Below are 25,406 nucleotides of genomic sequence, written 5' to 3' on the forward strand. Positions count from 1 at the left end.
TGTCGCCCGCGGCGGTCACAGAGGCAGTCTGCGAACCACGGGACCGGCGAGGGAATTGCGGCCCCTACCACGGCTGTGCGTGGTGCGACACGGGTTCCGGTGGACCGGGGGAACCGGATCCGGTGACCACCATGCCAGGCCCATCATGATGTTTTCGTGAAGTCCGAATCACCCCGATGGTGCCGTGGCGTTATCGCCCTCGGGTGCCGTGGCATTCAGCCGACCAGATCGGCGGCGGCGCGGGCGATGGCGAGTTCCTCGTTGGTCGGGACCACCAGCACCGACACGTCCGAGTCGTCGGTCGAGATGCGCCGGGCCGTACGGTCTTTCGCGGTGTTCCGGTCGGCGTCGATACGAATCCCGTACCGCTCCAATCCCGCCATCGACTCGGCACGCACCTTGGCGTCGTTCTCACCGACACCGGCGGTGAAGGTGATGGCGTCCACCTTCCCCAGCTCGATCAGGTACGCGCCGATGTAGCGGCGCAGCCGGTGGATGTAGACGTCGAACGCCAATTTCGCGGTCGGATGGCCGGTTTCGATGAGGCGGCCGAGCTCCCGGAAGTCATTGACGCCGGAGATGCCCTTGATGCCGGAGTTCCGGTTGAGCAGGGCGTCCACATCGTTCACATCCATGTCCGCCGTGCGGATGAGGTGGAAGATGATCCCCGGATCCAGGTCCCCGGACCGGGTTCCCATGACCAGGCCCTCCAGCGGGGTCAGGCCCATGGAGGTGTCCACCGCCTGCCCGGCCCGAATGGCCGAGGCCGACGCACCGTTGCCGAGGTGCAGCACGACCTGGTTGAGCTCGGTTCGGTCCTTCCCGAGGAAGGCCGCGACCTGGCCGGACACGTAATCGTGCGAGGTGCCGTGGAAACCGTACTTGCGAACGCCGTGCGCCGCAGCGATTTCCGCATCGATGGCGTAGGTCTTCGCCGCGGCGGGCAGATTGTGGAAGAAGGCGGTGTCGAACACCGCGACCTGCGGCACGTCCGGCAGCAGCGCGCGAGCCGATTCGATACCGATGACATTGGGCGGATTGTGCAGCGGCGCAAGGGAGGACAGGTCGACGATGGCCTGCACCACCGCGTCGGTGATGAGCGTCGGCTGGTAGAAGACCTCACCGCCGTGCACCACCCGGTGCCCGACCGCGGCCAGATCCGCGTGCGCCAGATCCTGGCCGCTCGCGCTGAACAGATCGAACGCCACGCGCAGGCCCTGCGCATGATCGGCGATGGGGCCCTGATACTCGAGAGTCTTCTCGCCCGAGGTGTGTTCGACGGTCACCGCGTTCGACTCGACCGCCTCGCCGATGCGCTGCACCACACCGTGCGCGCACACATCGGTGGTTGCCGGATCGAGCAGCTGATATTTGATGGACGAGGATCCGGAATTGATCACCAGAACCTTCATCACGCCTCCTGCTGAGCCTGAATCGCGGTGATCGCGACAGTGTTCACGATGTCCGCGACCAGCGCGCCCCGCGACAGATCATTGACCGGCTTGCGCAAACCCTGCAGCACCGGGCCGATGGCGACGGCCCCGGCGCTGCGCTGCACCGCCTTGTAGGTGTTGTTGCCGGTATTGAGGTCCGGGAAGATGAAGACCGTCGCCTGGCCCGCCACTTCGGAATTCGGCAGCTTGGTCTTGGCCACCGTGGGCTCGATCGCGGCGTCGTATTGAATCGGCCCCTCCACCAGCAGTTCCGGCGCCCGCTCGTGCACCAGCTTGGTGGCGGCGCGCACCTTGTCGACGTCCACGCCGGAGCCCGACTCGCCCGTGGAGTAGGAGAGCATGGCCACGCGCGGGTCGATGCCGAACTGGACGGCGGTGCGGGCGGAGGAGATGGCGATATCGGCCAGCTGGTCGGAGGTCGGATCCGGCACCACGGCGCAGTCGCCGTACACCAGCACCCGGTCGGCCAGGCACATGAGGAAGACGCTGGACACCGTGGACACGCCCGGCTCGGTCTTGATGATCTCGAAGGACGGGCGGATGGTGTGCGCGGTGGTGTGCGCCGCGCCCGACACCATGCCGTCGGCGACGCCCATGTGCACCATCATGGTGCCGAAATACGAGATGTCGCTCATGAATTCGCGGGCGCGGTCCACCGTCATGCCCCTGTGGGCACGCAGGCGGGTGTACTCTTCCGCGAATTCGTCACGCAGCGGGCAGGTCTTGGGATCGAGCACCTCGGCGGCCTCGATGTCCACGCCGAGCTCGGCGGCGCGGCCCCGCACCGACGCCTCGTCGCCGAGGATGGTGAGGTCGGCGATCTTGCGCTGCAGCACCCGGCCGGCCGCGCGCAGAATGCGGTCGTCGTCGCCCTCGGGCAGCACGATGCGCTTGCGGTCGTTGCGGGCGCGGTCGATGAGCTGGTACTCGAACATCTGCGGGGTGACGATGTTCGGGATGGGAATCTCGATCTGCCGCAGCAGTTCCCGCGGATCGACCCGCTGCTCCATGAGAGCCAGCGCGGTGTCCACCTTACGGATGCTGGACAGCGAGACGCGGCCGCGGGTGAGCGCGGTGGCCTTGGCGGTCTCGAAGGTGCCGAGGTCGGTGGCGAGGATGGGCAGTTTGGGTTTGAGGCCCGCCATCAGCCGCGCGATGGACGGCTCGGGCAGCATGCCGCCGTTCATGATGATGCCGGCCAGCGACGGAAAGCCCTCCGCCTCATGGGCGTTCACCAGCGCGAGCAGCACGTCGGAGCGGTCTCCGGGGGTGATGACGGCGGCGCCGTCGGTGAGACGTTCCAGAATGTGCTCGGCGGTCATGCCGCCGACGATGACCTCGAGCGCCTCGCGCTGCATGAGTTCCGGGTCGCCGCTGTAGAGTTCGCCGCCGATGGCCTCGCGCAGCTCCTCCATGGTGGGCGCCTGCAGCAGCGGCACCTCGGGCAACGCCCAGGACGGCACGGCGCAGGCCTGCTTCAGGGCTGCGGCGTCGGCTTCCAGCTGCCCGGGCTCGCACCGGTTGGCGATCACCGCTACCAGCTTGGCGTGCTCGGCCGCCAGCTCGGCGCGGCACAGCTCCACCAGCTGGCCCAATTCCTCAGGGGTGCGGCCCATTCCGCGCACCACCAGCAGTACGGGCGCGCCGAGGTTCACCGCGATGCGGGCGTTGTAGCGCAGTTCGCTGGGGCTGGCGACATCGGTGTAGTCCGAGCCGACGATGAGCACGGCGTCGCACTGCTTGGCGACCGCGTGGTACCGCATAACGATCTCGCTGATCGCCGCGTCCGGATCCTCGTGCACCTGTTCGTAGGTGACGCCGATGGCCTGGTCGTAGTCGACATCGGAGGTGGAGTGCTCGAGCAGCAGCTCGAGAATGTAGTCGCGCCCGATCGCGGACCTGGTGATGGGCCGGAACACGCCCACTCGCGGCGTGGTCGCCGCGAGGGCCTGCAGGACACCGAGCGCCACCGTCGACTTGCCGGTGTCGCCCTCGGGGGACGCGATGTACACACTGGAAACCGGTGTGGCAGCCATGGGCGAAAGCCTACCGACCGTTATGGGCTGATTTCCGCGCCTACCCGGTTACCCGGCCGCGAACAGTCGGGGACGGACTTCCGCAAGGGTCGCCCGTCCCCGGCCGCCACTCGATCTGGTGTGGCGTGAACCGACTCAGAGGGCGCGCAGGCGGGGCGCCAGATCGCGCTGGAACAGATCCAGGAACCGGCGCTGATCATGACCGGGCGCGTGGAAGACCAGGTGGTTCAGGCCCGCGTCCACATACGGCTTGATCTGCTCGACCGCCTGATCCGGATCGCTGGCCACGATCCAGCGCTTGGCGATCTGCTCGATCGGCAGCGCGTCGGCGGCCGCCTCCATCTCGATGGGATCGGTGATGGAGTGCTTCTGCTCCGCGGTCAGCGAGAGCGGGGCCCAGAAGCGAGTGTTCTCCAGTGCCAGAACGGGATCGGTGTCATAGGAGATCTTGATCTCGATCATGCGGTCGATGTCGTCGACGGAGCGGCCGGCCTTGGCGGCGCCCTCCGCGACGGCGGGCATCAGCTTCTCGGTGTAGAGATCCATGCCCTTGCCGGAGGTGCAGATGAAACCGTCACCGGCGCGGCCGGCATACCGGGCCACCAGCGGGCCGCCCGCGGCGATGTAGACCGGGATGCCGCCCTTGGGCACGTCGTAGATCGAGGCGCCGACGGTCTTGTAGTACTGGCCGTCGAAGTCCACCCGCTCGCCCGTCCACAGCGCGCGCATCAGGTCCACCGACTCGCGCAGCCGCGCGAAACGTTCTTTGAACTCCGGCCATTCGCCCTGGAAGCCGGTGGCGATCTCGTTCAACGCCTCACCCGAGCCGACGCCGAGCATGATGCGATCCGGGTACAGGCAGCCCATGGTGGCGAAGGCCTGCGCGATGACCGCAGGGTTGTAGCGGAAGGTCGGGGTCAGCACCGAGGTGCCGAGCTGAATGCGCTTGGTGCGCTCGCCCACCGCGGCCAGGAAGGCCAGCGAGAACGGGGCATGCCCGCCATTGTGCCGCCACGGCTGGAAATGGTCGGAGACGGTGGCACTGTCGAGGCCGTGCGCCTCCGCCTCCACCGCGAGCTCCACCAGTTCGCGCGGGCCGAACTGTTCCGCGGACGCCTTGTAACCGAGCTTGAGGTCTTTCACCTGGGCACTCCTGTCGCCTTGCTGCGCTCGAGCTGTGCGGGCCAACCTCCCGCACGACCGCCGCGACACCGGGCATCGCGAACGGTCTTACCTCGCACGATAGGTCAGCGGTGAAACGCGGTGCGGCAGGGGTCACACCCAAGGGATCGAACCCCGGGTAGGCGGACGGTATTCCGGGCATGAAACCGGTCGGACGGGTATCCAGAGCAGGAATATATGAGCGTTCGGTCCCGGGATAGCGGAGAATGTGCGCGTGACCAACTCGAGCGCTGAACCGATCCTCTCCTATCTGACCGACATGGACGGCGTCCTCGTGCACGAGAATCACATGGTGCCCGGGGCCGATCAGTTCCTCGCCGAACTGCGCGACAACGACATTCCGTTCCTGGTGCTCACCAATAATTCGATCTACACCGCGCGCGATCTACAGGCCCGGCTAAAGCACACCGGCCTCGATATTCCGGCCGAATCCATCTGGACCTCCGCGCTGGCCACCGCGACCTTCCTCAAGGACCAGCGGCCCGACGGCACCGCCTACGTGGTCGGCGAATCCGGCCTCACCACCGCGCTGCACGAAATCGGTTACGTCCTTACCGATTCCGACCCGGACTACGTGGTGCTCGGCGAAACCCGCACCTACTCTTTCGAAGCCATCACCACCGCCATCCGGCTCATCGCCGCGGGTGCCCGCTTCATCGCCACCAACCCCGACGCCACCGGACCCTCCCGCGAGGGCATCCTCCCGGCCACCGGCTCGGTCGCGGCCCTCATCACGCAGGCCACCGGCAAGAAGCCGTACTACGTGGGCAAGCCCAACCCGCTGATGATGCGCTCGGCGCTGCGCCGCCTCGGCGCGCACTCGCAGTCCACCGTCATGATCGGCGACCGGATGGACACCGACGTCATCGCGGGCCTGGAGGCGGGCATGCGGACCATCCTGGTCACCACCGGCATCTCCACCCCGGCCCTGGTCGAGCAGTTCCCGTACCGCCCGACCACCATCCTGCCCTCGGTGGCCGCCCTGGTCGGCAAGACCAAGGACCCGTTCGCGCTGTAAGTCAGGCCACGCCCGTCGCGTCGCCCTCGAGCGCGTCGAGGGCGGCCGACAGGGTCGTCAGCGCGTCCACGATGTGGGCGAGCTGCTCGATACCCAGATGCGCGACAAGCCGTTTCGCCATGGCCGCGTGCTGCGGGTCGATCCGCCGCACCGCGTCGTGACCCGCCTCGGTAATGGCCACCAGCTTCGCGCGCCGGTGCGCCGGATTGGGGCGGTATTCCACGAATCCCTTGTCCGCCAGCACATCCGCGATGCGCTGCACACTCTGGCGGGTGATACCCATTTCGCGGGCGATACCGGCCACCGGAAGCGGTTCGTGCAGAATCGCGCCGAGCACCTGCCACCACGCGACCGTGATCCCGGACGGTTTGGCCAATTCCTCTGCGATCGAGAGGAATTGGCCGTTCAGCTTGAACGACGTGACGGCCGCGGCCCCGAACAGCTGCTGCGCGGTGCGCGTCATCGCGCGGCCGCCGCGCGCTGCTGCTCGTACTCGAACAAAGCGTAGAAGCCTGCGGGATCATTGTTTCCGTACAGCTGGTACCAGGACTCCAGCACCTGCGGCTCGTAGATGCCGAGGCGCGCGAAGATCTCACGGGCGAAATCGACCGGTCGGGTGCCGGTCGCGGTGATCAGGTCACCGTCGGTGACGGCGGTCGCCTGAACGTAGTGCTCGCCGCCCGAATATCCGGAGTAGGCAAGATATCCCGCGTCATTGCTGGTGTGCGACCGATCGTCGAGCAGCCCCTCCTGCGCCAGCCCGAAGGTCGCGCCGCAGATCGCCGCCACCGGCACCCCGGCGGCCAGAAACTCCCGGGCCCTGCTCGCGAAGGCCGTCAGCACCTCGGGACGCTGCCCGGTTTCGAGTCCCGGCAGGATCAGCATGGCGCTGTCGGCGGGCTTCAGATCATCGAGAACGAGATCGGGCAGGACCCGCATGCCGCCCATCGACGTGATCGGCTCGGCGCCGAGGGCGACCGTCTTCACCTGCCAGGTTCCCGGCTCGCGGTGCCAGAGTTCGCGATTGATGTGCGCGATCGCATGCCCGGCCTCCCAGTCCGAGAAGCTGTCGTACACGGCCATGTGGACTGTTTTCATCATGACAGCATGCTGTCATGTTTGACAGCATGCTGTCAAACATGATTCTCAGCGGCCTCCCCCGTCGACCCCTGAACACGAAAAGGGCCGGAACCCAGTGGGTTCCGGCCCTCTCGAATACTCGTCGGATCAGCTCAGCGCCTGGTCCAGATCATCGAGGAGGTCCTCCACATCCTCGAGCCCGATGGAGATGCGGAGCACGCCATCGGTAATCCCCACGGCCGCACGGCCTTCCGGTCCCATCGCCCGGTGGGTGGTGGTGGCCGGATGGGTGATCAGCGTCTTCGCATCGCCGAGGTTGTTGGAGATGTCGACGATGCGCAGCCGGTTGAGCACCTCGAAAGCCCGCTTCTTGGCCTCGTTCTCCTGGGCCTTCAGCTCGAAGGTGATCACCGTGCCGCCGCCGGACATCTGACGCTTGGCCAGCTCGTACTGCGGGTGCGAGGACAGGAACGGGTACTTCACCCAAGCCACCGCGGGATGGGTCTCCAGGAACCCGGCGATCTTCAGCGCGGAGTCCACCGACTGGCGCAGGCGCAGTGGCATGGTCTCCAGGCCCTTGAGCAGGGTCCACGCATTGAAGGGGCTCAGCGCCGGACCGGTGTGACGCATCAGGTTCTTCACCGGGCCGTCGATGTAGTCCCGCGGTCCGAGGATCGCGCCGCCGAGTACCCGGCCCTGGCCGTCGATGTGCTTGGTGCCCGAGTACACGGTGATGTCCGCGCCCAGGTCGAAGCCGCGCTGCAGCAGCGGGGTGGCGAAGACGTTGTCCAGCACCACCTTCGCGCCCGCCGCGTGCGCGAGATCGGAGACCGCGCGCACATCGGTGAGGGTCTGCATGGGGTTGGAGGGGGTCTCGAAGAAGACGGCCCGGGTCGGCACCGACAGCGCCTGCTCCCACTGGTCCAGGTCCTCGCCGTCGACGAAGACGGTCTCCACGCCCCAGCGCGGCAGGATCTCGTTGGCCACCACGAAGCAGGAGCCGAACAGGCTGCGCGCCGCCACCAGTCGGTCACCCGCCGAGAGCAGCGCGCCCAGGGCGGTGAAGACCGCGGACATGCCGGAGGCGGTCGCGAAACAGGCTTCCGCGCCGTCGATCAGGCGCAGCCGCTCCTCGAACATGGCGACCGTCGGGTTGCCGTAGCGGGAGTAGACGAAGTGCTCGATATCGCCGGTGAAGGACGCCTCGGCCGCCTCGGCGCTCTCGTAGACGAAACCCGAATTGAGGAACAGCGCCTCGGAGGTCTCGTCGAAGCCGGAGCGCCGGGTGCCGCCGCGCACGGCCTGCGTGGCGGGGCCGACGCCCTCGGGGAGCGGTTTGTCGAAGGAACCACCGGTGATCATGACTGCCTCCCTGCGATCCGGCCGGACACGAAACTCATGACTGACGCCAGGGCAGGCCGTCGGCGCGCCAGCCGGTGCCGCCGCGATGCCCCTGACCGTCGAGCGCACCCTCGAAGCCGTCGACCACATTGAAGGACGGGGCGATGCCGAGGGTGGTGGCGGCGGTGGCCGCGCCGATGGAGCGCTGGCCGGAGCGGCAGATGAAGATGACCGGAGCGGCCGAGTCCTGGCCGCGATCGCCGAGCGCCTGCTTCAGCTGGTCGGTGAAGCGGGTATTGGGCGTGCCGGAGACGTCCACCCACTCGATCAGCGCGGTCGGCCGGCCGATGCCGCTGGTGTCGGGCACCCCGACGAACCGCCACTCGGCCTCGGTGCGCACGTCCACCAGCACCGCATCGGGGTTGTCGCGCAACAGTTCCCACGCCTGCTTCGGCGTGATGTCACCCGCGTAGCTCACTTGTACCTCCTGTGAATCCGCACTTGCCGCACCGCTGTCCGATGCGAGGCCAGGTCGTCACCCGGAGCACCCCACCGCGGAGGAGGGTTGCCGACCAGCCAGCCGGGGCTTGACGCTGGTACTCATGACCTGAGTCGAGACTGCCGAAAAAACGGCCCCACTGTCAAACCCCGGCCGAGACTTCGGCCGTTGTCACGAATTGCAGACCAACCAGCGGGAATTCTCCCGGGTGAAGCGCCAGGTCGAGGTGGATTGAGCGCCGGAGACGGTGAAAGTGACCTGCGCCGTGGCCTTCTCGCCGTCGACGGCCGGGTCGGAGAGCTTGTCGAACGTGATGGTCCTCCCGGTCGCGGCGGCGATCTTCAGCGGCGAGGCGTTCTCGTCGAATCCCTTGCAGGACAGGGTCGGATCGTACTTGCCGGTCTCGCTACGGGACTTGATGAAGTTGCCCGCCGCCACCGAGAGCCGATCGGAATCTGTGACATTCTTCTCAACCGGCGAGACCAGCGTCGCGATCACGATGCCCAGGATCACGATCGCGATGACGCCCGCCGCGACCAGGAACGGCCACATGCTCCGGGCCTCGTCCTGGTCGATCGGAACCGATGTCTCCTCGACTGTCTCCTCGGCGTCGCTCATGGGTAGATCATGCCTGGTCGCCGCCGTCCGCCTGCCACGGCATTCCCATAGTCAGGGCCTCGGCGTTCCCACAGTTCACGGCCCTGCGCGCGAAGGGCCCCGTGCGCCATCGATAGAATCAGCAGAATTTCCGCCCCAGGCGCGGGAATAGCAAGACTACGCAGCAACGCTGCAGCGTCGGGGGCCAACGGCGGCCACCGAAGCCAGGGCGTCAACTTAGCCTAAGCTAAGAACGACGGCTGAGTTTTGACGACAAGTTAGTTTCGACCCAAAGGGTGCGCCGAAGAATGACCGAACAGAGTGCAGCGACCCGCCCGCTACGCATTGCGATCGTGGGCGCGGGCCCGGCCGGTATTTACGCCGCCGATGCCTTGATGAAGTCCGATGCCGAGGTGAGCATCGACCTCTACGAACGCATGCCCGCGCCCTTCGGCCTCATCCGCTACGGCGTCGCGCCCGACCACCCGCGCATCAAGGGCATCATCACCGCCCTGCACAAGGTCCTCGACAAGCCGCAGGTCCGCCTGCTCGGCAATATCGACTACGGCGTCGACATCACCCTCGAGGACCTGCGTCAGTTCTACGACGCGGTCATCTTCTCCACCGGCGCCAACGCCGACCGCGCCCTCGAGGTGCCCGGCATCGACCTCGACGGCTCCTACGGCGCCGCCGACTTCGTGTCCTGGTACGACGGCCACCCGGACGTGCCGCGCAGCTGGCCGCTGGACGCGGAGAAGGTCGCCGTCCTCGGTGTCGGCAACGTCGCCCTCGACGTGGCCCGCGTACTCGCCAAGACCGGCGACGAACTGCTGCCCACCGAGATCCCGCCGAACGTCTACGAGGGGCTGCAGGACAACAAGGCCCTCGAGGTCCACGTCTTCGGCCGCCGCGGACCCGCGCAGGCCAAGTTCACCCCGCTCGAACTGCGCGAACTCGACCACTCCCCGACCATCGAGGTCATCGTCGACCCCGAGGACATCGACTACGACGAGGGCTCCGAGGCCGCGCGCCGCCACTCCAAGCAGGTCGACATGATCTGCAATACGTTGGAGCAGTGGGCCATCCGCGACGTCGGCGACCGCCCGCACAAGCTGTTCCTGCACTTCTTCGAGAACCCGTCCGAGATCCTCGGCACGGACGGCAAGGTCGTGGGCCTGCGCACCGAGCGCACCCAGCTGGACGGCACCGGAAACTGCAAGGGCACCGGCGAATTCAAGGACTGGGACATCCAGGCCGTGTACCGCGCGGTCGGCTACCTGTCGCAGAACATCCCGCTGCTGCCCTTCGACGACCAGGCCGGCACCGTGCCCAACGAGGCCGGTCGCGTGCTCGTCGACGAGGATGCCGACGGCGCGGCTCGCTACATGCCCGCTACCTATGTGACCGGCTGGATCAAGCGCGGCCCGGTCGGCCTCATCGGCCACACCAAGGGCGACGCCAACGAGACCATCGCCTGCCTGCTCGACGACGCCGCGAACTTCACCCCGGCCGCGAAGCCGGAGCTGGAAGCGGTCACCGAGTTCCTCGAGGGCAAGGGCATCCCGTTCACCACCTGGGCCGGCTGGTACCGCCTCGACGCGCACGAGCGCGCCCTGGGCGAGCCGCAGGGCCGCGAGCGGGTCAAGGTCGTCGAGCGCGACGAGATGCTCGCCGCCTCCGAACCCGACAAGGTTTCCTGACCGGCTCCGGGCAAGATGTCCTGACCAGCGCCAATCCGCCTGCCGGACAAGGTTGTCCACACATGTCACCGTTCTGAGGCATGCTGATCACGTGTTCGATGCCCATCTCCACATCTTCGATCCGCGGTTCCCGCTGGTCGAGAACGAGGGCTACCTGCCCGACCCGTACACCATCGCCGCTTATCGCAAGCGCATGTCCCGCTTCGATATCGACGGTGGCGCCGTGGTCAGCGGGTCGTTCCAGGGCACCGATCAGAGCTATCTACTGGCCGCCCTCGCCGAACTCGGCGAGGGCTGGGTCGGCGTCACCAATCTGCACGTGGACGCCACCGACGCGGAGATCCTCGAGCTGAACCGGGCCGGGGTGCGGGCCATCCGGTTCAACCTCAAGCGCGCGGGCGGCGATATCGTCGGGCTCACCATGCTGGCGCTGCGGGCCTACGAACTGGCCGGCTGGCATGTGGAGCTCTACATCGACGGGTCCATGCTGGGCTCGCTGGAACCGGTCATCACCAAGCTGCCCAAGCTGTCCATCGACCACCTGGGTATGTCCGACGACTGCCTGCCCTACCTGCTCAACCTGGTCGACCGCGGGGCCAAGGTGAAGGCCTCCGGCTTCGGGCGGGTGGCGATGAATGTGGGCTCGGCCCTGCGCAAGATCCACACCGTCAACCCCGAGGCCCTCATGTTCGGCACCGACCTGCCGGGCACCCGGGCCGGACGGCCGTTCCGCGACGCGGATATCGTGCTGATCGCCGATGCCGTGGGCTCCGATCTGCACCGGGTGCTCGAAGACAATGCCCGCGCGTTCTACGGGCTGGCCGCCAAGGAACGCCTCTTCGAGGACCCGAACCCGACCATGCGCCGAGCCGCGGGCGAACCGCCCACCCTGCGCCTGCCGCGCTCGGAGCTCCCCGGACCCCCGCCCCCGGATACCCTGCCGCTGCCGATCATCGATCGCTAGCGCAGTGGGGCCACCCGCGCAGAGCCGCGGAGACTTCGCGTTATTGTCATACCGTCAACACCGGCGTGTGAGCCGGTGCGCAGGATTCGACGACGAACCGAGGTAGGGCGTGAGCACTCCATCCACCGCCAAGCAGGGCCCGCTCGCGGGCATCCGGGTTGTTGAACTGGCCGGCATCGGCCCCGGTCCGCACGCGGCACTGCTGCTCGCCGACCTCGGCGCCGACGTGGTGCGGGTGCAGCGGCCCGGCATGCTGCCCGGCTTCATGGAGCGTCCGCAGTGGCGCGGGCGCACCATCGTCGAGGCGAACCTGAAGGATCCCGCCGACATCGAGCGGGTGCTCGGGCTCATCGAGAAGGCCGACGTGCTACTCGAGGGCTTCCGGCCCGGCGTCACCGAACGCATGGGACTGGGCCCCGACGCGGCGCTGGAACGCAATCCGCGCCTGATCTACGGCCGCATGACCGGCTGGGGCCAGTACGGCCCGATGGCCGACCGCGCCGGACACGACATCAACTACATCTCGCTCACCGGTGTGCTGAATGCCATCGGCCGCAAGGGCGAACGCCCCGTGCCGCCGCTGAACATGGTCGGCGACTTCGGTGGCGGTTCCATGTTCCTGGTCTTCGGCATCCTGGCCGCGCTGGTGGAGCGCCAGAACTCCGGCAAGGGCCAGGTCATCGACGCCGCCATGATCGATGGCGCACTCGCCCTCTCCCACATGATCTGGGGCATGAAGGGCGTGGGCCTGTGGTCCGATGAGCGCGGCACCAACCTGCTCGACACCGGCATGGCCTTCTACGACACCTACGAGACCTCCGACGGCAAGTACATGGCCGTGGGCTGTATCGAGCCCCAGTTCTACGCGGAACTGCTGCAGGGCCTGGAGATCTCGCCCGAGGGCCTGCCCAACCAGCTCGACCCCAACGGCCAGGACCAGCTGCGCAAGCTGTTCACCGAGAGGTTCAAGACCAAGACCCGCGACGAGTGGTGGGCGATCTTCGAGCACACCGACGCCTGCACCACCCCGGTCCTGACTTTCACCGAGGCCGAACAGAATCCGCACATCCAGGCCCGCACCGGCCTGATCGACATCGACGGCGTCGTGCAGCACGCCCCGGCCCCGCGCTTCTCGCGCACGCCGGCGGGCATCCCGACCCCGCCGCCGAACGAGGGCACCCCGATCGAAAAGGTCTGGGCGGACTGACCTTCCGCGCACGGCCGAACGCCCCCGGTGGAAGACGAATTCCACAGGGGGCGTTGACTTTTCCGATGCGGCGGGTAGCTCCCGGAATTACGGGGCGACGAGCTGGATGTCGAGCTCGATGGCGATCTTGTCGCTCAGCATGGCGTTGGGCATGCCCGGGGCGACGTCGAACTCGCTGCGCTTGATGGTGCCGGAGGCGGTGAAGCCGGCGTGCTCCTTGTTGTCCTGCGGGAAGACCTGCACGCCGCCCCACTCGACCTCGAGGGTGACGGGCTTGGTGATACCGCCGATGGTGGCCTCACCGGTGACCTCGAACTCCTCGCTCAGGGCGACGGGCTCGGGGACGCGGAAGGTCAGGTGCGGGCGGTTGGCGACATCGAGGATGTCGGCGCTGCGGACGTGGCCGTCGCGCATCTCGTTGCCGGTGTCGAAGGAGTCGAAGTAGATGGTGGCCTCGATGGCGGCCTCGCCGGCCTCGTTGACCACGAAGCCGGTCTCGAAGCGGTTGAAGCGGCCGCGGACCTTGGAGATGCCCAGGTGCTTCACGGTGAAGTTGACCGAGGAGTGGGCGGCGTCCAGGGTCCAGGAGCCGGGGGCGAGGGTGGTCTGCTCGGAAGTCGTCATGTCGACCAGACTAAGTGGACTCCGGTCCGTTTATCCACACCGTGGTTATCCGGGGACTACCAGGGCGCGGATAACGGAACCAGGACCCGGCAGTATGGAAGGGTGTCCCGTTCCGAATTCGCCGAGTTCCTGATCGCCCGCCGCGCGCGACTGCAGCCCGAGGACGTCGGACTGCCCGCCGGCCGGCGGCGGCGCACACCCGGCCTGCGCCGCGAGGAGGTGGCCGCGCTCGCCGGTGTCAGCGCAGACTACCTGGCCCGCCTGGAACAGGGGCGCGACACCAACCCCTCCACCGCCGTGCTGGCGGCCCTCGCGGAAGCCTTGCGGCTCAACGAGATCGAGAAACACCACTTCGGCAAGCTGGCCCTAGGACTGGAACAGAAGGCCTCCTGCCCCGCATCCGGGCAGGCCCGGGAACAGGTCTCCGAGACCATTCAGGCGGTCATCGACGCCCTGCAGCCGACGCCCGCGCTGGTGCTCGGCCGCTGGCTGAACCTGCTCGCCGGAAACCCCTCCTTCCGCGCCTTCGCCGAACCCCTCGGCGTGTTCGACGCGGAGGCGCACGGCAACTTCGCCATCTACATCTTCGCCCATCCGGCCGCCCGGCAGACCTTCCTGAACTGGTCCGACGCCGCCGATATGGCCACCTCGTCCCTGCGCGCCGCCGCCACCCGGTTCCCCGACGACCCGTCGGTCGAGGCCATCGTCACCGCCCTGAGCCGCTACCCGGAGTTCGAGCGACGCTGGCGCGAGCACCGGCTCACCGATTTCCGATCCCTCGTGCTGAAGATTCAGCACCCCGCGCGGGGTGCGGTCGAGGTGGAGGTCGAGACCCTGGATCCGGCCGCCGACCAGACCATCATGGTCTGGCTGGTCGACCGCCGTCAGGCCCGCACCCCCGGATTACGGCTGGTCAACGAATAAAAGCCGCAGGTTCCGGGGGTTTCGTTCCCGCTGCCGGGGCGGGTCGGGCCATCTACAGTTGAGCCATGGCTCGGAATTGGCCGATGGTCGAGCGGGTGAGAGAACTCGAATCGATCAGGTCGGCACTCACCGGTGACGAGTTCGTCGGGGCGGTGCTCACCGGTGACGCGGGGGTCGGCAAAACCACGCTGGCGCGGCAGGCCACCGCCGCCGTCGGCGGCAATATCCGCTGGGTCGCGGGTACCGAATCCGCCCGCAGCATTCCGCTCGGGGTCTTCGCGCACATGGTGGGGGTGTACACCGCGCACGATCCGGTGACCTTCATGGCGGCCGCGCGCGAGGCGCTGCTCGCCGACGGGCACACCATCATCGGCGTCGACGACGCGCATCTGCTCGACCAGCTCTCGGCCACCCTGCTGCTGCAGCTGGCCATCGACAAGGCCGCCCACATCGTGTGCACCGTACGCAGCGGGGTGCAGGTGCCCGACGCGGTGACCTCGCTGTGGAAGGAAGGGCATCTGCTGCGCATCGACCTGAAGCCGTTCACCCAGCGGCAGAGCGTGGAACTGGTGGAATCGATGCTGGGCGGACAGCTGGAGGGCTTCACCGCCAATCTGATGTGGGAATCCTCCGGCGGCAACGCGCTTTTCCTGCGGCACCTGGTCGAGGGCGCGCTGGAGGCCGGGACGCTGCGGCAGGTCAGCGGGGTGTGGCAGCTGCGCGGGCGCGCGGCCGTCACCTCGGAATTGGCTGCGCTGCTGGAGGATCGGGTCGAGCAGCTGCCCGAGTCGGTCCTGCGGGTGCTGGAACTGCTCACCTTCTGCGAGCCCATCGACCTGGACGTGCTCTCCGAACTCGCGGGCGAGGAAGCGGTGGAATCCGCCGAATCACGCGGTCTCATCAGGATTGTCGAGAACAGCCATCAGCTGCTGGTGCGCTACAACCATCCGCTGTTCGGTGAGGTGATCCGGCGGCGGCTGGGCATCGCGTCGGCGCGGCGGCTGCGCGGGCGGCTGTACTCCTCGCTCCGGGACCGGCCCATCAACTCCGCGTCCGAGCGCATCCGATTGGCCGAATTGGCCTTGGACAGCGACAAATCCGCGGATCTCGAGCTGTTCCAGGCGGCGGCCGCGGATGCCATCGCACTGGCGAATCTCCCACTGGGAGAACGCTTCGCGCGCGCGGCCGTGGAACGCCAGGGCGGCGTGGAGGCCGCCGATCTGCTGGCTCGCGCGCTTTTGTGGCAGGGGCATCGCATCGAGGCCGAGCGCACGCTGGCCGGATTCGATCCGGACCAGATGAACGAGGTGCAGCTGGCGCGCTGGGGCAGCACCCGGGTGTCGAATCTGCTGTGGTCCATGGGCGATGCCGACCGCGCCGATACGGTGCTGGAATCGGTGCGCAAACGGGTCACCCATCCGAAAATCATTGCGACACTGGACGGTCTGGCCTCCGCGTGCGCGGTCAACGAGAACCGGATCGACGACGCGTACGCCCTCGCCGAACCGGTCATGTCCGCCCCGGACGCGCCACCGTGGGCGGTGTACTGGGCGGCCTTCGGCGGCGGACTCGCCCTCGCGCTCATGGGACGCGGTGAAGCTGCCCGGCAGTACGCGGCCCGCTCGCACGCCGTGGAGTCGCACATCGACGGATTGAACCGATTCATCTCCACGCACGCGGAAGTGCTGGCCCTGACCTTCATCGGCGAGTTGGAAGCCGCGCGCCGATGCGCCAATACGCCCTACCCGTTCTCCTCCCCCGGCCAATATCTGGCCTGGGGCATGGCCAAGATCCTGCAGGGCACCGTGGATGTGGCGCAGGGCCAATTCCCGCAGGGTATCGACAACCTCGAACAGGCGCTCGCCGCGCTCACCGCCGAGGGCGCCGCGGCCTGGATGTTCCCCGCGCAGCTGCGATTGGCCGAGGCGTATTCGGCGCTCGGGCGGCCCGCCGAAGCCGCGGACGCCATTGCGGCGGCGACCCTCCGGGGCGGGCGGCACAGCGCCGTCTACGAACCGTTGCTCGAGCTCGCAAGGGCCATGCAGGCCGCCGCCGAGGGCACCGCGACCCCAGCCGTGCGGCTCGCCCTCGGTGCCGCCGATCTGGCCGCGCGCACCCATCAGCACGCCATCGAGGCCATGGCCTTGCATACCGCGGCCCGCTTCGGCGACCACTCGGTGGCCGGCCGGCTGGCGGATCTGGCGGCCCGCATCGACGGGCGGCTGGTACAGGCGCAGGCCCGGCACGCGGTGGCGGTGGCCGCCCACGATGGGCCCGGATTGGACGCCGCCGCAGCGGAATTCGAGTCGATCGGGGCGCTGCTGTCGGCGGCGGACGCGGCCGCGCAGGCCGCCTCCGCGCACGAGCGGGCGGGTGACCGGCGGCGCTTGCTGGAATCCGCGGCCACCGCCAATCGGATGGCGGCCGCCTGCGGCGGGGCCTCGACCCCGGCGCTGCGGCAATCCGCGCAGCCGCTGCCGCTGACCGCGCGCGAACGGGAGATCGCGAATCTGGTGGCGGCCGGGCTGTCCAACCGGCAGATCGCGGACCGGCTGACGGTCTCGGTGCGGACGGTGGAGGGGCACCTGTACCGGGCGTGCATCAAGCTCGATGTCACCGATCGGGAGGCGCTGGCGGAATTGATGCGCGGCGGGACGCCTTCGGGCAAGTCCGTGAACTGACCTGATCCGAGTTTTGCCAACCCGTGGTGTTTCGGCGTAACTCGTCGGCATCGAGCAGTGAATACCGTCGTGCTCCGCCATGCCCTCCGTCCTGCCGCCTCCGTCTTGCCGCTGGCCCTGGCCCTCTCCTGCGCGGCCCGCGCGGGCGCTGCCACCGCCGGCATCGGTGGCGCCATCGGCGGGGCCTTCCGGCCGCTCCCGCACTCGATTTCCTCCGGCGGAGTGGAACTTCGCACCCCCAATTCGAGGCGCTGATCTGCGTCGACGCGAATAGGGCCGGGGCACGAGCAAGCCCCGCCGGAGGTTCCTGCGAATAACCGGTAGTCATGGCCGGTATCCGGACCGGTGCAACGAAATATGTTCGGAAGGCAGGTGTTTCGGCGTGCTCCGTCGGCATCGTGAAGTGAAGAGCACCGTGGCTCGGCGGGCGATAGTCGTGGGCGCCATTCCGCTGGCGCTGACCGTGGCCTGTTCGAATACGAGTGACCAGCCGGCCAAGTCGGCGCAGGGCAGCTCGACCCAGGCCGCCGCGCAGCCGAGCGGCAGCCGCGCCGCGGGCAATACCGTTGCTCCGGAAGCGAATCCGCAGCCGGGCGCGGCGGGCCCGGACACCGCGGGCACCGCCGGCACGCCAGGCTCGGTTCAGCCCGCCCCGCGCCCCGGCTCCTCCCAGCCTGGCGTAGCCCTCCCGGCCCGTGACCAGGATCGCCCCGGCCCGCACCCGAGCCTCGTGCAGCCCGGCGTCACCGTGCCGAACCACCCACTGCCGCAACCGCAGTCGCAGGCCGACTACCCGATCCCCGCGAACTTCCGCCCCATCCCGAATCACGAAGCGGCCCCCGCAGTCGACTTCCAAACCCTGCACGCCCCGACCGTGGTGGACCCGGTCCTCCCGATCGCCCCGCCCCCGCGCACTGTCCGCATCGGCGACTTCACCACCCCCGCCCCGGACCAGCTGCCCGACAACATCCTCGACACCGTCAACGGCCTGGCCGCCGACACCGAAGCGAGCCTGGCCACCGGCCTCAACTCCATCGGCGTCAACCCGAGCCGCTCCGACAAGATCGCCGCGGGCACCCTCGGCGGCGCGGCGATCGGCGGGGGCATCGGCGCCGTCGCCGCGGGTGTACCGGCGGCACTGGCCGGTGGGGCCGTCGGCGGCGCAATCGGCGTCGGCGTCGGAGCCGCGATCGGATTCGGGCTCGGTTCGGCCGGAGCCGTCGTGGCGCCGTGGACCGCGCCGATCGACGTTCCGGGCGGCACGGCCGGTGGTGCACTGATCGGCGCGGGCGTCGGCGCTGCCGCTGGAGCCGCGGCCGCGGGCATCCCCGCCGCACTCGTCGGGGGAGCTGTGGTCGGAGCGGGAGGCGCGGCGCTGGGCTGCTTCCTGGGCGGCGCACTGTGAGCGCCAGAGAAGAATTGGGGACCGAGATGCGAAAAGTACTGCGCACCAGCGCAATCGCCGGTGTAGTGGCTGTGTGCGGCCTGCTCGGCACCCAGGCGGCATCGGCTACTCCGCCGGTTGCCACACCAGAGCCGGGCGGCGTGATCCGCATGGACCCGGTTCCGGGCGAATGGTGGAACTGCGCGGGCTGGAGCCTGCGGCCGCCGTTCATCGGATCGGATCCGGTGACGGGGCTTTCCGAAGGGCGTCCGCTCTACCTGCATTTCGCGCCGGGCGCGGATGTCTGGATGTTCTGCACGGGCGCAAGCTGGCCGTTCAGCTACTGGGGTCCGATCGTCAAAGCCGGCGAGTAGACGAAGCGTCTTCCAGCGATACGGGGCACCCGCGCAGTCCTTCTGTGCGGGTGCCTTTCAGATGGCAGAGGTCAGAAGAGAGTGGGTTCGCCGAAGCCTGGAGTGCGTTCGATTTCCAGGAGGCGCTGTTTGGTGGTGAGGCCGCCGGGGGCGGAGAAGCCGTGCAGGGCGTGGTCGGCGGCCAGTACCCGGTGACAGGGGATGATCAGGGGGATCGGGTTGCGGCCCAGGGATTGGCCGACGGCCTGGGCGCCACCGGGGGCGCCGATGCGGTTCGCGACCGCGCCGTAGTTGAGGGTGTGGCCCGGGTCGATGGCGCGGGTCACCTCGTAGACGGCGCGGTCGAAGTCGTTGAAAGCGCTGGTGTCCAGGGGGATCCAGCGGAGGTCGTCCAGATCGCCGGTGAGGTGGGCGCGGATGCGGTCGATGGCCGTGACCAGGTCGGCGGTGGGCTCGGCCTCGTGGATGTCGGCCAGCCGGTGGCGGCGCAGGATGTGGGAGCGGGTGGCCGCGGGGTCGCGGTCGGGAAGGGCGAAGCGCAGGACGCCGGTGGCGCTCCAGGCGATGGCGCACACGCCGATCGCGGTATCGAAGAGCGCCGCCGACGCCAGGGGTCGGGCCGGGGCGGACATGAGGCCAGTGTGCACGGTGGCACCGACAAGACCTAAATTCAAGTCCAGTTGATTAGAATTGGACTGATTCTTCCCGGCACGGGATGGTGGATAGGGCGGCCACGGCCGGAGCGCTGCGACGGAACCGGCGCGCGGGGGTCGGCGGGCACGCATCCGGACGCAGCGACGCGATGGCGTCCAGGTCCGAATACTGCCGGGACGCTTCATATTCGGCGAGCGACCAGTCCGACATGGGGGCATGCGGGCGATACCGCTCCAGGAGCACGCCCCAGCGCTCGCCGGGCTCGGGCGCATACCGGTACACGAGCCCGGCGAAAGCGGCGACGATCAGAATGGAGACCAGCAGAGCGACCATGAGCCCATGGTGGCTCCGACCCGGACTTGAATAAAATATCCAGTGCCCCGATACTGGCCTGTATGGCGACACGAGTGATCGGCGCGGCCAGCCTGACGCGCGACCTGGGCCGGTGGCGGAACAACGAATCGGGCGCCCCCGCGGACAATGGCAAGCGTTCGGCGCGGCCCGCCTACGTGGCACTGGCGGAGAGCATCCGCCTGCTCATTCACGACGGCCGCGCGCCGCTGGGCGTCGCGCTGCCGAGCGAGCGCGATCTGGCCACCTCCCTCGCGGTCAGCCGCACCACCGTCACCTCCGCGTATTCCCTGCTGCGCGAGCACGGTTACCTGATCAGCCGCCAGGGCTCGCGCAGCACCGTGGCGCTGCCACCGACCGTGGTGCACGACGGCGCGAAGCCCGCCCGCAGCATCCTGGCCATGATGGCGCAGCCGGAACTGCCGACCATCGACATGACCTACGCCGCCATGGCCGCCCCGCCGCAGATGACCGAGGCGTACTCCTTTGCCCTGCAAGGGCTTCCGACCTATCTCGGCACGCACGGCATGGACCCGGTGGGTGTGCTCATGCTGCGCGAGGCGCTGGCCCGCCGCTACACCGAGCGCGGGCTGCCCACCGAGCCGGACCAGATCCTCATCACCCTGGGCGCGCAGCACGGTCTGCGGCTGCTGCTCAATGTGCTCACCACCCCGGCCGAACGCGTGCTCATCGAGCACCCCACCTACCCGAACGCGATCGAGGCGATTCGCGATGTGGGTGCGCGCCCGGTGCCGGTGCCCATGCGCCCGGACGGCTGGGATCTGGACGGAATCCGCAGTGCCGCACGGCAGACCGCGGCCAGCGTCGCCTACCTGATTCCCGACTTCAACAATCCGACCGGTCACCTGCTCGACGCCGAGGGCCGGGCGGAGCTGGCCGCCATCGCCCGCGAGACCCGCATGACGGTGATCGTCGACGAATCCATGGTGGACCTGAACCTCACCGACCTCGAATCCCCGCCGCCCGCCGCCGCTTTCGCCCGCAATTCGGAGATCGTCACCATCGGTTCGGCCTCCAAGTCCTTCTGGGGCGGCCTGCGCGTCGGCTGGGTACGTGCCAACCAGGCCCTCATCACCAAACTCCTGGGCACCCGCTCCACCGTCGACCTCGGCACCCCCGTCATGGACCAGCTGGCCACCGTCCATCTACTCGGCAATGCCGACGAAATCCTCACCACCCGCCGCGACCAACTCCGCTCCCGCCGCGCGGTCCTGCTCGAAACCCTCGCCGAGGAACTACCCGACTGGCGCGTGACCGAGGGCGTCGGCGGCATGTCCGTGTGGGCCCAACTTCCCGCCCCGGTCTCCACCGCGCTGGCCGCCACCGCCCCCAACCACGGCGTATTGCTCGCTGCCGGACCACGTTTCGGCGTCCAGGGCGCCTTCGAACGCTTCATCCGACTCCCCTTCACCCACGAGGAATCCGACCTGCGAGTCGCCGTGAAGTCCATCGCGGCGGCCTGCGCCGCCCTCAACCCGCACGCCGCCGACCCGCTCGCCCCGCTGATCGCCTACTGACGCCGCGGTGTATACGGCCCTAAGACGCACACTATGCCCTGAAACGGCTCGTGCCCGCCGCGAAAAGCGGCGGGCACGTGTCTTCCGTTCAGCGACAACTGATCTGGCGAGATGCGGGTAACTCACCGGGTACGCCAACATCGGTTCGGCACCTATCCGCAGGCACGGATGCAGAACCGGCGACGGCACCCGGCCGCCCGCTGAAGTTCCGGGGAGGCGGGGGAGCCGCCCGCTGAAGTTCCGGGGAGGCGGGGGAGCCGCCCGCTAAAGTCGCGGGGAGGCGGCGACGTCGTGACGGACGATGGTCTGGTCACGACCCGGGCCGACGCCGATGCACGAAACCCGTGCTCCCGACAGTTCTTCCAGGCGCTTGACGTAGGCCTGGGCGTTGGCGGGGAGCTCCTCGAAGGTGCGGGCGCCGGAGATGTCCTCCCACCAGCCGGGCATTTCCTCGTAAATCGGCTTGGCGTGGTGGAATTCGGTCTGCGTGGTGGGCATCTGCTCGACCCGCTCGCCGTCGATCTCGTAGGCGACGCAGATCGGCACGGTGTCCAGGCTGGAGAGCACGTCCAGCTTGGTGAGGAAGTAGTCGGTGATGCCGTTGACGCGGGTGGCGTAGCGGGCGATCACGGCGTCGAACCAGCCGGTGCGGCGGGCGCGGCCGGTGGTGACGCCGACCTCGCCGCCGGTCTTGGCCAGGTAGGTGCCGGACTCGTCGAAGAGTTCGGTCGGGAACGGGCCGGAGCCGACGCGAGTGGTGTACGCCTTCAGGATGCCGAGCACCGTGGTGATCTTGTTCGGGCCGACGCCCGCGCCCACCGCCGCGCCGCCCGCGGTCGGGTTGGAGGAGGTGACGTACGGGTAGGTGCCGTGGTCGACGTCCAGCAGGGTGCCCTGCGAACCCTCCAGCAGCACAATCTCATCGCGCTCCAGCGCCTGGTTGAGCAGCAGCCGGCTGTCGGCGATGCGGTGCTTGAAGCCCTCGGCCTTCTCGAGCACCTCGTCCACCACCTGCTGCGGGTCCAGCGCGCGGCGGTTGTAGATCTTCACCAGCACCTGGTTCTTGAATTCCAGTGCGGCCTCGACCTTCTGGGTGAGGATCTTCTCGTCCAGCACGTCGGCCACACGGACGCCGACGCGGGCGACCTTGTCCTGGTAGCAGGGGCCGATGCCGCGGCCGGTGGTGCCGATCTTCTTGTTGCCCAGGAAGCGTTCGGTGACCTTATCGATGGCCACGTGGTACGGCATGATCAGGTGCGCGTCGGCCGAGAGCAGCAGGCGGGAGGTGTCCACACCGCGCTCTTCCAGACCGGCGAGTTCGGCCAGCAGCACACCCGGATCCACCACCACGCCATTGCCGATGACGTTGGTCACATCGGGGGTGAGGATGCCGGACGGGATCAGATGCAGCGCGAAGCTCTCACCATTGGGCAGCACCACGGTGTGACCCGCGTTGTTGCCGCCCTGGTATCGAACTACCCACTGGACCCGATCGCCGAGCAGATCGGTTGCCTTGCCCTTGCCCTCGTCGCCCCACTGGGCGCCGATCAGCACGATTGCCGGCATGTGAGTGTCTCCTACGGGTTCGACGCGCAGCCCCTCTGGCGCTGCAGCTACCCGCCGTCAGAAGGCGGTGGCCGTAGGCACACTTTACGGGAACGCCACATGAGTCCCCTGGGCGGCATACCCGCAGTTCGCGCGGCCCGGCTCGATTCTGGACCGCGCTCCGCCTCCCCGCGTTCGGAGCGTGGGAGCGACCTGCGCCTTGGGCCGCGAACCGCCCGGAGCGAAGCCGAAGGCAATCCGGCACAGCAGTTCGCGGCCCGGAGCGAAGCGGAAGGCAATCCAGCACAGCAGTTCGCGGCCCGGCTCGATTCTGGACCGACGGAGCGGGGGAGCGAAGCGGAGGAGCGGAGGAGGGAAGAATCGAGCTTGCAGGGCCGCGAACCGCCCGGAGCGAAGCGGAGGGCAATCAAACACAGCACAGCGCGGCAAATGAGACAGGGCTATGGTGACACGGGGAGAGGGACCGGCGGGGGTCCATCGGATACGCAGCGAGGCGGATAGGTGTTGGCAAGCCAGAGGAGGGTGTTCGGCAGTTGAGTACCCATGTTCTCCGCTGCGACGGCGCGCCCGTTCCCATCGCGCTGGCATCCCTGCCCCTCACCCAGACCTCCGCCATTCCCGATACCGGAGCGCTGGACGAGTTGCTCCCGGTCATGGCCGCCGACAGCCTGCCCCGGCTCATCGTGCTCGGTGAGGATGCCGGATTGGCCGCGGTCCTCACCCATCTGATGCGCACCGAACGGCTCGGCGTCGAAATCGGTTATGTGCCCATCGATCGCACCTACGGCTCCCGCGCCTATGAGACCGGTACCGGCTCCGCCGCCGCCAAGCGCGCGCTGGAGGGCAAGGCCATCGCGACCCCGCTGATTCGCGACGACACCGGCAAGGTGCTGATCGGCCGCGCCACCCTCGTCGGCGAGGCGGGCGCGAAGCTCGAGGGCGAGGCCTACGTCGACGACACCCGGCTGTTCACGGGAAAGGTCGCGGCACTGCATGTTTCGCCCATGCTGGAGATGCCCGGCCTGCACGCCACCGTGCAGCGCGGCCTGCGCAAGAAGCGCTGGATCGAGGGGCGCGCCATGCAGCTGGGCACCAGCGGTGCCATTGTCACCCGCGACGGGATCACCACCGATCGGGTGGTGAAGCGCTCCACGTTCTATCGGCACCACGAGCCTTGGCTGCTGGTTCGCTGACTCAGCCCCAGAATGGGTGGCGGGGCGTACAGAACAGCCGACCAGTTGGGAGTATCAGGTGAATTATCCGCGCGCGGTGGGCCGGGCATCCGGAGCGGTCCGGCCCAGTCCGGTGTTCCTGCTGGTCATGGTGATCACGGTGGCGGGCGGAGCGCTCGCCTGGGACGCCGACTATGGTTCGCGCCAGGCCCAATTCGGCGTTTTCATCCTGGTGGTGGCGGGCTGGATCGTGTCCGTCTGCCTGCACGAATTCGCGCACGCGTACGTGGCGTGGCGGGCCGGGGACCGCGAAGTGGAGATGCGCGGGTATCTGACACTCAATCCGCTCAAGTACAGCCATCCGCTGCTGTCGATCGCGCTGCCGGTGGTATTCATCGCGCTCGGCGGGTTCGCGCTGCCCGGTGGTGCGGTGTACGTGCACTCACACAACTTCAGCCCGCGGGTACAGCGGATGCTGAGCGGCGCCGGCCCCGCGGTGAACGCGCTGTGCGCGATCGTGCTGCTGGTGATCGTGCGGTCCTACGGCAGCACCCATTCGCACGCGGCATTCTGGTTCGGGCTCAGTTACCTTGCGTTCCTGCAGATTACGGCGACCGTGCTGAACCTCATCCCGATTCCCGGCACCGACGGCTACGGGATTCTGGAGCCGTCGCTGAGCTATCAGACGCGGCGGTCGCTGGATCAGATCAAGCCGTTCGGCATTCTGATCCTGTTCGCGCTGCTGTTCACGCCGGAACTCAACCGGCTCTTCTTCGACGCGATCAACGCGCTGTTCGAATTGTCCGGGCTGCCGGGTGGCTGGTGGTCGCGGGGCAGCGCACTGACGCGCTTCTGGCTCTGACCCTGCCGCGTTTCCAGTTCTGCGCCGACCGCGCTGCCGGCGCTGACCGGGCGGACCCGGGCGGGGGGGGGGGCGCCCCCCCCCCCCCCCCCCCCCCCCCCCCCCCCCCCCCCCCCCCGCGCCGGCCCCCCCCCCCCCCCCCACCACCCCCCCCCCCCCCCCACCCACCCCCCCCCCCCCCCACCCCCACCACCCCCT

The 25,406-nt window shown here is 68.5% G+C and carries 23 protein-coding genes and 1 riboswitch; of the genes, 11 read left to right on the forward strand and 12 right to left on the reverse strand.

Annotated features, from left to right (window positions below; genetic code table 11):
* Nucleotides 1-215 precede the first annotated feature (215 nt).
* The 3 genes from ACIRRA_RS27100 to fgd all read right to left on the reverse strand — a co-directional run bounded on the left by ACIRRA_RS27100 (nt 216) and on the right by fgd (nt 4,633).
* On the reverse strand, nt 216-1,412 hold the full coding sequence (locus tag ACIRRA_RS27100) for an acetate kinase (protein ID WP_402773515.1): 1,197 nt from the start codon (nt 1,410-1,412) through the stop codon (nt 216-218).
* Complete coding sequence (pta, locus tag ACIRRA_RS27105) at nt 1,412-3,490, reverse strand: phosphate acetyltransferase (protein ID WP_402773517.1); 2,079 nt, start codon at nt 3,488-3,490, stop codon at nt 1,412-1,414. Before pta ends, ACIRRA_RS27100 begins: the two co-directional genes overlap by 1 nt.
* 135 nt (nt 3,491-3,625) lie before the next feature.
* Nucleotides 3,626-4,633, reverse strand: a complete 1,008-nt coding sequence (gene fgd, locus ACIRRA_RS27110; protein WP_402773520.1) for a glucose-6-phosphate dehydrogenase (coenzyme-F420) — start codon at nt 4,631-4,633, stop codon at nt 3,626-3,628.
* Between the two features lie 298 nt (nt 4,634-4,931).
* Between fgd and ACIRRA_RS27115 the strand changes: the two genes are divergently transcribed.
* Nucleotides 4,932-5,690 carry an HAD-IIA family hydrolase gene (locus tag ACIRRA_RS27115; protein ID WP_402773692.1) on the forward strand — a complete coding sequence of 253 codons (759 nt, stop codon included), beginning with the start codon at nt 4,932-4,934 and terminating at the stop codon, nt 5,688-5,690.
* Between the two features lies 1 nt (nt 5,691).
* Here ACIRRA_RS27115 and ACIRRA_RS27120 read toward each other — a convergent pair whose 3' ends face one another.
* The 5 genes from ACIRRA_RS27120 to ACIRRA_RS27140 form a co-directional block, all read right to left on the reverse strand.
* Nucleotides 5,692-6,153, reverse strand: a complete 462-nt coding sequence (locus tag ACIRRA_RS27120) for a MarR family winged helix-turn-helix transcriptional regulator (protein WP_402773523.1) — start codon at nt 6,151-6,153, stop codon at nt 5,692-5,694.
* On the reverse strand, nt 6,150-6,791 hold the full coding sequence (locus ACIRRA_RS27125) for a type 1 glutamine amidotransferase family protein (protein ID WP_402773525.1): 642 nt from the start codon (nt 6,789-6,791) through the stop codon (nt 6,150-6,152). The genes ACIRRA_RS27120 and ACIRRA_RS27125 overlap by 4 nt, the downstream gene beginning before the upstream one ends.
* A 126-nt stretch (nt 6,792-6,917) precedes the next feature.
* Nucleotides 6,918-8,132: an O-succinylhomoserine sulfhydrylase gene (locus tag ACIRRA_RS27130; RefSeq protein WP_402773528.1), complete on the reverse strand. Its 1,215-nt coding sequence runs from the start codon at nt 8,130-8,132 to the stop codon at nt 6,918-6,920.
* Between the two features lie 34 nt (nt 8,133-8,166).
* Nucleotides 8,167-8,589, reverse strand: coding sequence for a rhodanese-like domain-containing protein (locus ACIRRA_RS27135; RefSeq protein ID WP_357004953.1), 423 nt, complete (start codon nt 8,587-8,589; stop codon nt 8,167-8,169).
* 14 nt (nt 8,590-8,603) lie between these two features.
* Nucleotides 8,604-8,719, reverse strand: a riboswitch (SAM riboswitch).
* A gap of 62 nt (nt 8,720-8,781) precedes the next feature.
* The gene (locus ACIRRA_RS27140) at nt 8,782-9,228 is read right to left on the reverse strand and encodes a hypothetical protein (protein ID WP_402773531.1); all 447 of its coding nucleotides are present in this window, start codon (nt 9,226-9,228) and stop codon (nt 8,782-8,784) included.
* 287 nt (nt 9,229-9,515) lie between these two features.
* Here ACIRRA_RS27140 and ACIRRA_RS27145 point away from each other — a divergent pair, with 287 nt between their 5' ends.
* The 3 genes from ACIRRA_RS27145 to ACIRRA_RS27155 all read left to right on the forward strand — a co-directional run bounded on the left by ACIRRA_RS27145 (nt 9,516) and on the right by ACIRRA_RS27155 (nt 13,078).
* Entirely contained in the window at nt 9,516-10,907 is a 1,392-nt protein-coding gene (locus tag ACIRRA_RS27145) for an FAD-dependent oxidoreductase (protein WP_402773534.1), read from the forward strand.
* A gap of 91 nt (nt 10,908-10,998) precedes the next feature.
* Nucleotides 10,999-11,871 (forward strand): amidohydrolase family protein, encoded by an 873-nt coding sequence (locus ACIRRA_RS27150; protein ID WP_402773537.1) that lies wholly within the window; start codon nt 10,999-11,001, stop codon nt 11,869-11,871.
* Nucleotides 11,872-11,980: 109 nt separating this feature from the next.
* Nucleotides 11,981-13,078, forward strand: a complete 1,098-nt coding sequence (locus ACIRRA_RS27155; RefSeq protein WP_402773539.1) for a CaiB/BaiF CoA transferase family protein — start codon at nt 11,981-11,983, stop codon at nt 13,076-13,078.
* Between the two features lie 87 nt (nt 13,079-13,165).
* Here ACIRRA_RS27155 and ACIRRA_RS27160 read toward each other — a convergent pair whose 3' ends face one another.
* On the reverse strand, nt 13,166-13,702 hold the full coding sequence (locus tag ACIRRA_RS27160) for a YceI family protein (RefSeq protein ID WP_364619874.1): 537 nt from the start codon (nt 13,700-13,702) through the stop codon (nt 13,166-13,168).
* A gap of 102 nt (nt 13,703-13,804) precedes the next feature.
* Between ACIRRA_RS27160 and ACIRRA_RS27165 the strand changes: the two genes are divergently transcribed.
* The 4 genes from ACIRRA_RS27165 (at nt 13,805) to ACIRRA_RS27180 (ending at nt 19,065) form a co-directional block, all read left to right on the forward strand.
* Nucleotides 13,805-14,626, forward strand: coding sequence for a helix-turn-helix domain-containing protein (locus ACIRRA_RS27165; RefSeq protein WP_402773542.1), 822 nt, complete (start codon nt 13,805-13,807; stop codon nt 14,624-14,626).
* A 65-nt stretch (nt 14,627-14,691) separates the two neighbouring features.
* Nucleotides 14,692-17,307 carry a LuxR C-terminal-related transcriptional regulator gene (locus ACIRRA_RS27170; protein WP_402773545.1) on the forward strand — a complete coding sequence of 872 codons (2,616 nt, stop codon included), beginning with the start codon at nt 14,692-14,694 and terminating at the stop codon, nt 17,305-17,307.
* Between the two features lie 403 nt (nt 17,308-17,710).
* Nucleotides 17,711-18,712, forward strand: coding sequence for a hypothetical protein (locus ACIRRA_RS27175; RefSeq protein ID WP_402773546.1), 1,002 nt, complete (start codon nt 17,711-17,713; stop codon nt 18,710-18,712).
* Nucleotides 18,713-18,738: 26 nt separating this feature from the next.
* Nucleotides 18,739-19,065 carry a hypothetical protein gene (locus ACIRRA_RS27180; protein ID WP_402773548.1) on the forward strand — a complete coding sequence of 109 codons (327 nt, stop codon included), beginning with the start codon at nt 18,739-18,741 and terminating at the stop codon, nt 19,063-19,065.
* Nucleotides 19,066-19,136: 71 nt separating this feature from the next.
* On the opposite strand, the gene ACIRRA_RS27185 is transcribed toward ACIRRA_RS27180, so the two are convergent.
* On the reverse strand, nt 19,137-19,697 hold the full coding sequence (locus ACIRRA_RS27185) for a methylated-DNA--[protein]-cysteine S-methyltransferase (RefSeq protein WP_402773551.1): 561 nt from the start codon (nt 19,695-19,697) through the stop codon (nt 19,137-19,139).
* 52 nt (nt 19,698-19,749) lie between these two features.
* Nucleotides 19,750-20,052, reverse strand: coding sequence for a hypothetical protein (locus ACIRRA_RS27190; protein ID WP_357004984.1), 303 nt, complete (start codon nt 20,050-20,052; stop codon nt 19,750-19,752).
* Nucleotides 20,053-20,114: 62 nt separating this feature from the next.
* Between ACIRRA_RS27190 and ACIRRA_RS27195 the strand changes: the two genes are divergently transcribed.
* Nucleotides 20,115-21,608, forward strand: a complete 1,494-nt coding sequence (locus ACIRRA_RS27195) for a PLP-dependent aminotransferase family protein (RefSeq protein ID WP_402773554.1) — start codon at nt 20,115-20,117, stop codon at nt 21,606-21,608.
* A gap of 264 nt (nt 21,609-21,872) precedes the next feature.
* On the opposite strand, the gene ACIRRA_RS27200 is transcribed toward ACIRRA_RS27195, so the two are convergent.
* Entirely contained in the window at nt 21,873-23,174 is a 1,302-nt protein-coding gene (locus ACIRRA_RS27200) for an adenylosuccinate synthase (protein ID WP_402773557.1), read from the reverse strand.
* 533 nt (nt 23,175-23,707) lie between these two features.
* Between ACIRRA_RS27200 and ACIRRA_RS27205 the strand changes: the two genes are divergently transcribed.
* Both ACIRRA_RS27205 and ACIRRA_RS27210 read left to right on the forward strand, forming a co-directional pair.
* Nucleotides 23,708-24,367, forward strand: coding sequence for a hypothetical protein (locus tag ACIRRA_RS27205; protein ID WP_402773560.1), 660 nt, complete (start codon nt 23,708-23,710; stop codon nt 24,365-24,367).
* A gap of 58 nt (nt 24,368-24,425) precedes the next feature.
* Nucleotides 24,426-25,208 (forward strand): site-2 protease family protein, encoded by a 783-nt coding sequence (locus ACIRRA_RS27210; protein WP_402773563.1) that lies wholly within the window; start codon nt 24,426-24,428, stop codon nt 25,206-25,208.
* Nucleotides 25,209-25,406: the final 198 nt, after the last annotated feature.

It is taken from the genome of Nocardia sp. NPDC101769, from assembly GCF_044766925.1.
GTDB lineage: Bacteria > Actinomycetota > Actinomycetes > Mycobacteriales > Mycobacteriaceae > Nocardia.

Excerpts from the sequence above, each read along its gene's own strand:
- ACIRRA_RS27120 (WP_402773523.1), bottom strand. The coding sequence starts at position 6,153 with ATGACGCGCACCGCGCAGCAGCTGTTCGGGGCCGCGGCCGTCACGTCG.
- ACIRRA_RS27130 (WP_402773528.1), bottom strand. The coding sequence starts at position 8,132 with ATGATCACCGGTGGTTCCTTCGACAAACCGCTCCCCGAGGGCGTCGGC.
- ACIRRA_RS27100 (WP_402773515.1), bottom strand. The coding sequence starts at position 1,412 with ATGAAGGTTCTGGTGATCAATTCCGGATCCTCGTCCATCAAATATCAG.
- ACIRRA_RS27200 (WP_402773557.1), bottom strand. The coding sequence starts at position 23,174 with ATGCCGGCAATCGTGCTGATCGGCGCCCAGTGGGGCGACGAGGGCAAG.
- ACIRRA_RS27145 (WP_402773534.1), top strand. The coding sequence starts at position 9,516 with ATGACCGAACAGAGTGCAGCGACCCGCCCGCTACGCATTGCGATCGTG.
- ACIRRA_RS27190 (WP_357004984.1), bottom strand. The coding sequence starts at position 20,052 with ATGGTCGCTCTGCTGGTCTCCATTCTGATCGTCGCCGCTTTCGCCGGG.
- ACIRRA_RS27195 (WP_402773554.1), top strand. The coding sequence starts at position 20,115 with ATGGCGACACGAGTGATCGGCGCGGCCAGCCTGACGCGCGACCTGGGC.
- ACIRRA_RS27180 (WP_402773548.1), top strand. The coding sequence starts at position 18,739 with ATGCGAAAAGTACTGCGCACCAGCGCAATCGCCGGTGTAGTGGCTGTG.
- ACIRRA_RS27115 (WP_402773692.1), top strand. The coding sequence starts at position 4,932 with ATGGACGGCGTCCTCGTGCACGAGAATCACATGGTGCCCGGGGCCGAT.
- ACIRRA_RS27185 (WP_402773551.1), bottom strand. The coding sequence starts at position 19,697 with ATGTCCGCCCCGGCCCGACCCCTGGCGTCGGCGGCGCTCTTCGATACC.
- ACIRRA_RS27125 (WP_402773525.1), bottom strand. The coding sequence starts at position 6,791 with ATGATGAAAACAGTCCACATGGCCGTGTACGACAGCTTCTCGGACTGG.
- ACIRRA_RS27160 (WP_364619874.1), bottom strand. The coding sequence starts at position 13,702 with ATGACGACTTCCGAGCAGACCACCCTCGCCCCCGGCTCCTGGACCCTG.
- pta (WP_402773517.1), bottom strand. The coding sequence starts at position 3,490 with ATGGCTGCCACACCGGTTTCCAGTGTGTACATCGCGTCCCCCGAGGGC.
- ACIRRA_RS27170 (WP_402773545.1), top strand. The coding sequence starts at position 14,692 with ATGGCTCGGAATTGGCCGATGGTCGAGCGGGTGAGAGAACTCGAATCG.
- ACIRRA_RS27140 (WP_402773531.1), bottom strand. The coding sequence starts at position 9,228 with ATGAGCGACGCCGAGGAGACAGTCGAGGAGACATCGGTTCCGATCGAC.